Origin of the sequence: Acetobacterium sp. (genome assembly GCF_041752335.1) — a bacterium.
GTDB lineage: Bacteria > Bacillota > Clostridia > Eubacteriales > Eubacteriaceae > Acetobacterium.
In genome coordinates this window covers 1-8,965 of record NZ_JBGSHG010000018.1, presented here as the reverse complement: position 1 = coordinate 8,965, position 8,965 = coordinate 1, and the positions used below count along the sequence as shown (strand labels likewise).

Here is an 8,965-nt window from a genome sequence, read left to right as displayed (position 1 = left end):
AGGGTCAACACAAGGGTTGTAGTATCCAATTTCTTCGATGAACTTACCATCACGTGGTGCTCGTGCATCTGCAACAACGATTCTATAAAAAGGTTTTTTCTTTTTACCCATTCTTTTTAATCTGATTTTAACTGCCATGTTCGTTCCCCCTTTCTTAACTTCTTTATCTAATGACATAATGTCCTTGATAACACTGATTTTACATAAACGGAAGCTTCATCCGTCCTTTTTTAGCCATGCCTGGATTTGTCATTTGTTTCATCATCTTTTTGGATTGTTCAAATCCCTTTAATAACCGGTTTACATCGGCAACCATGGTGCCGCTTCCCAACGCGATTCGTCTTCGTCTGCTGGCATTGATGATCCCTGGCTTATGTCGTTCTTCCTGAGTCATCGATAAGATGATGGCCTCGGTTTTTTTTGTATCGGCGCCCGATAAATCGACATTTTTCAATGCTTTTTTACTGGCTCCCGGCATCATTTCCAGCAAGCTGCTGATTGAACCCATACTTTCGATCTGCTTGATCTGATCTAAAAAGTCATTGAGATCAAAATCCTGATTTCTAAACTTTTCTTCCAGCTCTTTGGCTTTTTCGTCATCCATCATACTTTGGGCTTTGTCAATAAAGGATAATACATCCCCCATTCCCAAAATTCGCGATGCCATCCGATCTGGATAAAAGAGTTCAATATCGGTTAATTTTTCACCGGTTCCGATGTATTTTATGGCTTTGCCGATCGTATAGGTAATCGATAAGGCCGCCCCACCACGGGTATCTCCGTCCAGTTTAGTCAGGATTACCCCCGAAATATCAAGGAGGCGATTAAACTCGTTGGCAACATTGACCGATTCCTGCCCGGTCATCCCATCAACGGTTAATAAAATCTCCGTAGGATTAATAGTATTTTTGATATTGACCAGTTCATCCATGAGTGCTTCATCGATTTGCAATCGACCGGCGGTATCCATGATCACCAGATCATAATGGCCTTCGACAGCTTTTTGCAGTCCCCGTTTGGCAATGCCCACCGGATCTTTGACATCATGTTCAGAATAGACGTCAATCTTTAGTTCATCCCCAAGAATTTCCAGCTGTTTAATTGCCGCTGGGCGATAAACGTCACAGGCAACCAGCAAGGGTTTGAATTTTTTTTCTTTACGCAACAGGTTGGCCAGCTTGGCCGCTGTGGTTGTTTTACCAGCACCCTGGAGACCTACCATCATATAAACATTCTGGCGTCCCTGAACAAAGTCCATGCGCTCAATTTCGCCACCCAGAAGGGTTGTCATTTCATCTTTAACAATTTTTATAAACTGTTGTCCCGGGGTCAGGCTGCTAAGTACTTCTTGCCCGATAGCGCGTTCGCCGATATTTTTGGTGAACTGCTTAACCACTTTGAAATTGACATCGGCTTCTAAAAGAGCCATTTTAATTTCCCGATTGACTTCCTGGATGTCTTTTTCGTTTAATTTTCCTTTGCGCTTTAATTGGGAGAAAATAGTTTGAAATTTTTCATTTAGTCCTTCAAAGATCATCTGTCACCTCTAGTTTTCTTCACTGACATTTTTCAGTTTTTCAACCACCAGCATCAATTCAGATTTAAGCCGTTCGTCTTTTTCCCGATCAGCACAATCCAATAAAACTTTCTCAATTTCTTCCAAAAGAATTTGAGATTTTAAAAACCTGGCGATGAGTCCCAGTTTTTCTTCATAGGCTTCCATCATGGCTTTAGAGCGTTTAATTACATCAAAAATACCCTGCCGGGTAACTGCCATCACCTCGGCAATTTCTGCCAGGCTATAGTCATCGTCGTAGTAATACTCTAAGATCTGCTTCTGTTTAGTGGTTAGCAGTTCACCATAAAAATCAAATAAATACTGTTCCCCTACTTTTTTTTCCATATGCACCTTCATTATCGTCGTAAAGGAAATTTACTTGACGACCTCATTATTGTAAGTCTTGGCAGCAAAAATGTCAAGCTTTTATTCGCGTAAATCTGGACATTTCTTCAAAATCTTAAAGACCCTTTACTCAAATAGCAGATCCACAAATTTCTTGGGATCAAAATCAATCAGATCTTCTGATTTTTCACCGATTCCAACATATTCGATAGGGATCTGCATTTCATCAATAATCGAAATGGCGATGCCGCCTTTGGCGGTTCCATCCAGCTTGGTCAGGACAATCCCCTTGATTTCGACACACTCATGAAAGACCTTGGCCTGGTTAATGGCATTCTGACCAGTGGTGGCGTCTAATACCATTAAATTATGAATCGAGAACCCTTCACCTTCCCGATTAATCACCCGGCTGATCTTTTCAAGTTCTTTCATCAGGTTGACCTTGTTATGCAGACGGCCGGCGGTATCGCAAATCAGAATATCGGCCTTGCGAGCCTTAGCCGCACCAATGGCGTCAAAAATCACCGAGCTTGGATCTGCGCCGGTAGTACTTTTAATAATATCCACCCCAACTCGCCTCGCCCATTCATCCAGCTGTTCCACCGCCGCGGCCCGAAAAGTATCGGCGGCCGCAATAACAACTTTTTTACCTTCTTTTTTATAGCGCTCAGAAAGCTTGGCAATGGTGGTGGTTTTGCCAACCCCGTTGACGCCAACAACCAGCATAATCGTCGGTAGCTGCGGTTTTTCGGTTTCCACCTGAACCATCTCAACCAGAATTTCTTTGAGGAAGCCCATCACTTCTTCCTTGCTTTTTGACCGGGTTTCCTTAATCTTAGCCCGCAGCGCCGCCGTAATTTTCACTGAAGTTTGCGCGCCTAAATCCGAAAGAATCAGGGTTTCCTCCAGCTCGTCAAAGAAATCATCGTCAAAGCTTCCCATATACATAACATTTTCAATTTTCTCCTTGAAATTGTCAGCCGTTTTGACCAGTTTGTTGCGCATCCGTTCATATAAACTTAATTCCATCGTTGCCTCCTTCGTTTTAATCCCTTAGAACCTTGCCTAAGTGAGTATTTTTTGGGGTTAGTTTGTAATTTTCCTTACCATCATTTCAAGCATAATCCGTCAGTCGAACCGACACCAATTGGGACACTCCATCCTTGGACATCGACACCCCATAGAGATTATCACAAACTTCCAGGGTGGTGCGGCGGTGGGTGATGGTGATAAACTGATTATGTTCCGCCACTTTTTTGAGATAAGTGATGTAACGGTAAATATTATGATCGTCCAAAGCAGCGTCCACCTCGTCAATCACGCAAAAAGGGGACGGATTAATTTCCAGAAAGGAAAAGAGCAAGGCGATGGCGACCATTGACTTTTCACCTCCGGAAAGCAGGGAAATATGGCGCAGCCGTTTTCCTGGCGGCTGCGCCACCAGTTCAATTCCCCCTTCCAGCACCCCGGTGGGATCGGTAAACTCCAGATAAGCCCGGCCGCCTTCAAATAGAATACTGAAGATTCGGGTAAAGTTCTCCTGAAGTTTGATAAAGTTAGCCTTAAACTGCTCGGTCATGGCGTCGTAGAGGGTATTGATAATATCTAACAACTCACTTTTTCCGGCTTTGAGATCATCCATTTGCTCTTTCATAAAGTCATGCCGGACGAGAATTTCTTGATATTCTTCAATGGCGTTGAGATTGACATTACCCAAGGCACCAATTTTTTCTCTCAAGCTACGCTGACGTTCTTCGGATAAATCCAGTTCATCAAGCTGGTGACCCGCTTCCAGCTGCCGGTAGGCATCTTCAGCCATTAAAAAGTTGATTTCATAGCTCTTATAGATATTCTCTTCCCAATGGTTCATCTGCAGCTGCAGACTGTTTAATTGGGTGGAAATGGTATTTTTCCGGTCGTTGTCAATAATCAATTGGTGATTGTCGTTTTTTATTTCTTCCTGCAGTGTTTCCAGTCGCTGGGCGTTGATTTTTTGAAGTTCCGCCGCTTGTTTATTTTTATCCCGATGGGCTTCAATCATCTTGCTTAGCAGCATATGATCAGCCCCAAGCTTTTCCTGAAATCGGGTCAACTCCAGAGAGTCATTCTGATAGTTCGCCATTTCTGCTTCCAGCGCCGTTTTTCTGGCTGTCTGGTGCGTCAACTGTTCCTGCATCAAGACGATTTGTTGATTAAACCCGGCTATTTCGCCTTTAATCCGGGTGATCTTCATTTGACTTTCTGATACTTTAAAACGCACCTCATCCAGTTGTTGTCTGATCGTCTGGGCGAGATCATCGGATTCCTGATCTTTTGTGGCTTCTTTGGCCTGATTGTATGATGCTTCGATTTCTGTCAGCTCTTTGTTCAAACTTTCCAGTTTCTGCCTGAGTCCTCGAAGTTTTTGCTGCTGAAACGAAATCGCCTGCGTGCTCTCATGCTGTTTTCTGGTCAGATCTTCAATTGTCTTATTTTTTTCCCACAGCGCTTGTTTGCAGTGGTTATACTGATTTTCCAGCTCTTTTAATTGGTCGATCGCCAGAGTTAATGATTTTTGCGACATTGCCTCCTGGTTCTTGATCTCGTCCAGGGCTTTTTTTTGCTGATCGATTTCTTTTTCCAGATTCTGGATTTCAATTTTTTTAGAAAGTGGCGACTGTCGATTATCCTTACTTTGGCCCCCGACAATGGCACCGCCGGGATAGAATATTTCACCTTCCAGCGTAACCACTGTAAATTTGGAAGCCATTTTCTTCTGGATATTTTTTCCCGAAGCAAAATCTCTGGCGACGATAATTCGTCCCAAAAGGCTTTCGACGGCAGACCCATAGGCGGCCTCGGTTTTGACCAGCTCACTGGCAATTCCCTCGACTCCGGGCATATTTTTAAGCACTGCTCGGGTTCGGTCATCGATTGAACTGTATTTTAAATTATCCAGGGGTAAAAAGGTTGCCCGACCAAGGCGCTCTTGCTTTAACAGATTAATACAATCGCTGGCAACCTTGACGCTGGCAACGACAATATTCTGGCTTTTTGCACCTAAGGCAATATCGATGGCCTGGAGATATCTGGTTTCGGTGGAGATGAGTTCGCCAACGGGGCCATAAACCTCATGGATTACCGGGCCCAGCAGCTTTTCTGAAGTCATCAGTTTTCGAATGGTGGGAAAATAATCCTGATAGTTTTTTTGAATATTTTTTAAATATTCAACCTTGGAAGCATTAACCTTCACATTATTGGAAACCAGGTGGGCCTGATTCAAGAGTTTCTTTTGTTCCCCTAAATCGTAATTATACTGGGTTTGTAACTGTTGATAGCGGTCTTTTCGTAGTTGTTTTTCAGCCAGCAGATTGCTCACATCATTTTTCCGCTGCTCCAGATCAGCCTCAATTTGATTTTGAATGACCCCAGTTTCATCCAGGTACTTTTCAATAAAAGACGCCTCCGTCTTTGCCTCTTGTACCGAGGTTTTAATTTCTAAGCGCTTCATTTCGAGTTTTTCACAAAGTGACTGATGATTTAGAATGGCATTCTGGGTCGCTTTGATCCGGTCTTTTTCTTGTTGCTCCTCATTAAATAACAGATTCAGGGTAATTTCCAGTTCACCCCTCGCCGACTCATGGGTCCGGAGATTCTCCATCAGGACGTTTTTATCGAGTTCCAGCCCATTGATCCGCTCAAGCGTTGCGGCCATTCGGAATGCCAGGCTTTCAACTTCTGATTTTAAGCGTTCCTGGGTAATTTCGTTGGCTTCCAACTGGCTTTTGCATCGGATATCATCCCGCTGAACCTGATCGAAATCCGTTCTGAGCACCGTTAGATTCTTCTTTTCGGTGTCAGCTAAGAGATCCAACTCGCGATTTTCGATGGTCAGTTTCTGATACAGCTGATCTTTTTTCTGGATCGCTGTCTCGATTTGCTCACATCTTTTAAGCTGGTCCTCAAGAGTCTTTTTTAATTCTTCCAGTTCTGTAACGGCACTGCTCATTTTTCGATAAAAGATTACCAGATCAACGGTTTTTAATTCCTCATGAAGGGTTAACCAGCTTTTGGCCTTGCGGGACTGGTTTTTTAACGGTCCCACCTGTTTTTCGATTTCTGTCATAATATCCCGCAGCCGATCCAAATGTCCCTGGGTTTGCTCCAATTTTTTTTCAGCTTCGTTCTTTTTTGTTTTATAGGAAACAATGCCCACTGCTTCTTCAAAAATATTCCGCAGCTCGGTGGGACTGCTGGATAAAATATTTTCGATACTACCCTGGCTGATCAATGAATAACCGTTTTTTCCCAAACCAGTATCCATAAAAATTCGCTGGATCTCTTTTAGTTTGCAGCTTTTTTTATTGATAGCATAGTCACTTTCCCCGGACCTGAACAGTTTTCGTGAGATTGCTATTTCCTGGGGATAGTTTTCTAACGAACCATCTTTGTTGTCTAAAATCAAAACAACCTCGGCATAACCAGAGGCTTGTTTTTTTTCTGTTCCTGAGAAGATAACATCTTCCATTTTTTTACCCCGGAGGGATTTAATGCTTTGCTCACCCAAGACCCACTTAATGGCGTCGGTGATATTACTTTTTCCGCTGCCGTTAGGGCCCACAATTGCAGAAATACCTTCTGAAAACTCAAGGCTTACAGGGTCCGCAAATGATTTAAACCCCGACAATCGCAATTTTTTTAAATACAAGCCCGCACCTCAATTTAGTTTTCTAGTCTTAAGCAAATAATTTTTGGCAGCGTCCTGTTCCCCTTCTTTTTTGCTTTTCCCAATGCCATGGCTTACACAATCGCCATTAAAGATCAATTTAATATAAAAAGTTTTGTTGTGTTCTGGCCCTTCGGAACGATCCAGGACGTACTCAATAACATTGTCATTGTTTTTCTGAATATATTCCTGCAGCTCCGTTTTATAGTCTTTAACTAAAGCACCGGACAACGCCAACTGGATATTGCTTTCCAGCACTTTCAAAACGACTTTCCGGGTTGTTTCGAAATTGCTGTCTAAAAAAACAGCCCCGATCAGGGCCTCAAATGCATTGGCAAGATTCGATTTTCGCTGTCGCCCTCCGGTGACAATTTCACCCTTTCCCAGGAAGATATAATCTCCCAATTGGAGCTCATAGGCAGCCTTGGAAAGCGACTCGGCACATACAATATTGGAACGGATTTTCGTCATTTTACCCTCGGATAATTTGTGAGCCAAAAATAAATACTCACTGATAATCAGTTCCAATACTGCATCCCCCAAGAATTCAAGTCGTTCGTTGTTGGTCGAATTTCCTGAATGTGAACTATGCGTTAATGCGACTTTTAATAAATCTTTCTTTTTGAAACGGTAATCGATTTTTTCTTCGATTGTCACTTAATATCCCCCCTTATCGATTACGAGATGTCACCTGGACGTTTCTCGCTATTCCCCATCAAAAGAACCAAACCGAACAAGACCTGGCGCAAATTTCCAAATTTATTGAAAATGGGTGCCGGTGTTTAACAGCGACACCCTTTTTTGCTCAGGAAATTGCGTTGATGATATCTTCAACTGTTTGAATATTTTCTAATGCACTTTCGTCAATTTTTGTTCCAAATTCATCTTCAAATGCCATTATCAGCTCAACTACATCCAGTGAATCTGCCTCCAGATCATCAATGAGTGAGGTTTCAAGAGTAATTTTTTCAATATCAACATCAAGTTGTTCTGAAATAATTGCCGTAACTTTTAAAAATCGTTCATCCATGACTTAAGCCTCCATATTTTTCGCATTATCGGTTATTTTTTGCAACACATCATTTTCAATAAACTTAATACTCTGTCTCACCGCATTTTTGATTGCAAAGGCATCGCTGCTGCCATGCGCTTTAATAATGCCGCCCTTTACGCCTAAAAAGGGAGCGCCGCCGTATTCAGCATAGTCAAATTGTTTTTTAAAGCTTTTTAAATTGTCTTTAATCAGCATTCCTCCAATTTTACCTTTGGTATTGCTCATGATTGAGGTCTTCATTCCCTTAAGCAGATACTCAGCAATGCCTTCAGTTAATTTCAATACGATGTTACCCGTAAATCCATCACAGACTAAAACGTCGGCCTTTGTTTCGGGAATATCACGTGCTTCCACATTGCCCACAAAATTAAAATCGCCAGCTTCCAAAAGCTCATAAGCGGCTTTTACAAGACTGTTGCCTTTTTTTGCTTCGGCACCGATATTAATCAGACCGATCCCCGGATTTTTTTTACCTAAGACATTTTCTGAATAAATTTTTCCCAATTGGGCAAATTGTTCCAGATATTCTGGTTTGCAATCAGCATTGGCGCCCGTGTCAATCAGCACAAATACCCCATCAGTTTTGGGTAAAGTCGCCGCTAGAGCAGGCCGTTTAATACCCTTGATCCGGCCAAGTTTTAAAAGCCCGCCGGATAAAAGTGCCCCTGTACTACCGGCCGAAATAAGCACCGCATTTTCCCTGTTTTTCATTTCATCCAACGCCACCACCAACGAGGAATCCGGTTTTCGGCGAATCGCCATAGCCGGTTCTTCAGTGTTTTCGATGACGGTTTCAGCATGCAAAATTTCTATTTTGTCATTAGGATAATCGTATTTTGAAAGCTCTTCTAAAATGGCTTGCCTGTGACCCACCAGGGTTAGCTTGACGTCATATTCCTTAACGGCGTCGATGGCACCCTTGACGATTTCATAGGGCGCATAATCGCCACCCATGGCATCTAAAAATATATTCAAAATAACGCCCTCCTTTATATCTGTCTATTATCCCAGAAAAAATCTATTCAGTAAATACTATCGATAAAATTATCCAGGAAAATAATCCCAGATAGAGAAAAAACAGAGTCTAAACTCTGTTTATTCGTTAAAGCTGATAACGCTAACGTCTTTGTATGTGCCACAAGACTTGCAAACTCGATGAGGTAATTTAATTTCACCACATTTTGGACAAGTACTCATTCCTGGAATATTTAATTTGTAATGTGTTCTTCTTTTGTCTCTTCTTGACTTAGAAGTTTTTCTCTTTGGTACAGCCATCACTCACACCTCCTAATAGTAAAGTCAT

General features: G+C 42.3%; 9 protein-coding genes. All 9 read right to left on the bottom strand.

The features are described 5' to 3' along the window. The coding region (gene rpsP / locus ACEW8F_RS03090; protein ID WP_373482009.1) for a 30S ribosomal protein S16 at positions 1 to 138 on the bottom strand (138 nt) is incomplete at its 3' end. A 61-nt stretch (positions 139 to 199) separates the two neighbouring features. After that, positions 200 to 1,537 carry a signal recognition particle protein gene (gene ffh / locus ACEW8F_RS03085; protein ID WP_373482008.1) on the bottom strand — a complete coding sequence of 446 codons (1,338 nt, stop codon included), beginning with the start codon at positions 1,535 to 1,537 and terminating at the stop codon, positions 200 to 202. 9 nt (positions 1,538 to 1,546) lie between these two features. Then, the gene (gene ylxM, locus ACEW8F_RS03080) at positions 1,547 to 1,903 is read right to left on the bottom strand and encodes a YlxM family DNA-binding protein (RefSeq protein ID WP_304885932.1); all 357 of its coding nucleotides are present in this window, start codon (positions 1,901 to 1,903) and stop codon (positions 1,547 to 1,549) included. 126 nt (positions 1,904 to 2,029) lie between these two features. Beyond that, positions 2,030 to 2,932 carry a signal recognition particle-docking protein FtsY gene (gene ftsY, locus ACEW8F_RS03075; protein ID WP_373482007.1) on the bottom strand — a complete coding sequence of 301 codons (903 nt, stop codon included), beginning with the start codon at positions 2,930 to 2,932 and terminating at the stop codon, positions 2,030 to 2,032. Positions 2,933 to 3,017: 85 nt separating this feature from the next. Continuing rightward, the gene (gene smc / locus ACEW8F_RS03070) at positions 3,018 to 6,590 is read right to left on the bottom strand and encodes a chromosome segregation protein SMC (RefSeq protein ID WP_373482006.1); all 3,573 of its coding nucleotides are present in this window, start codon (positions 6,588 to 6,590) and stop codon (positions 3,018 to 3,020) included. A 9-nt stretch (positions 6,591 to 6,599) separates the two neighbouring features. Beyond that, positions 6,600 to 7,265, bottom strand: coding sequence for a ribonuclease III (rnc, locus tag ACEW8F_RS03065; RefSeq protein ID WP_373482005.1), 666 nt, complete (start codon positions 7,263 to 7,265; stop codon positions 6,600 to 6,602). 148 nt (positions 7,266 to 7,413) lie between these two features. Beyond that, positions 7,414 to 7,638: an acyl carrier protein gene (gene acpP, locus ACEW8F_RS03060; RefSeq protein ID WP_026394766.1), complete on the bottom strand. Its 225-nt coding sequence runs from the start codon at positions 7,636 to 7,638 to the stop codon at positions 7,414 to 7,416. Positions 7,639 to 7,641: 3 nt separating this feature from the next. Beyond that, positions 7,642 to 8,637, bottom strand: coding sequence for a phosphate acyltransferase PlsX (gene plsX / locus ACEW8F_RS03055; protein WP_373482004.1), 996 nt, complete (start codon positions 8,635 to 8,637; stop codon positions 7,642 to 7,644). Between the two features lie 120 nt (positions 8,638 to 8,757). Further along, positions 8,758 to 8,937 (bottom strand): 50S ribosomal protein L32, encoded by a 180-nt coding sequence (gene rpmF / locus ACEW8F_RS03050; protein WP_084504954.1) that lies wholly within the window; start codon positions 8,935 to 8,937, stop codon positions 8,758 to 8,760. Between the last annotated feature and the right edge of the window lie 28 nt (positions 8,938 to 8,965).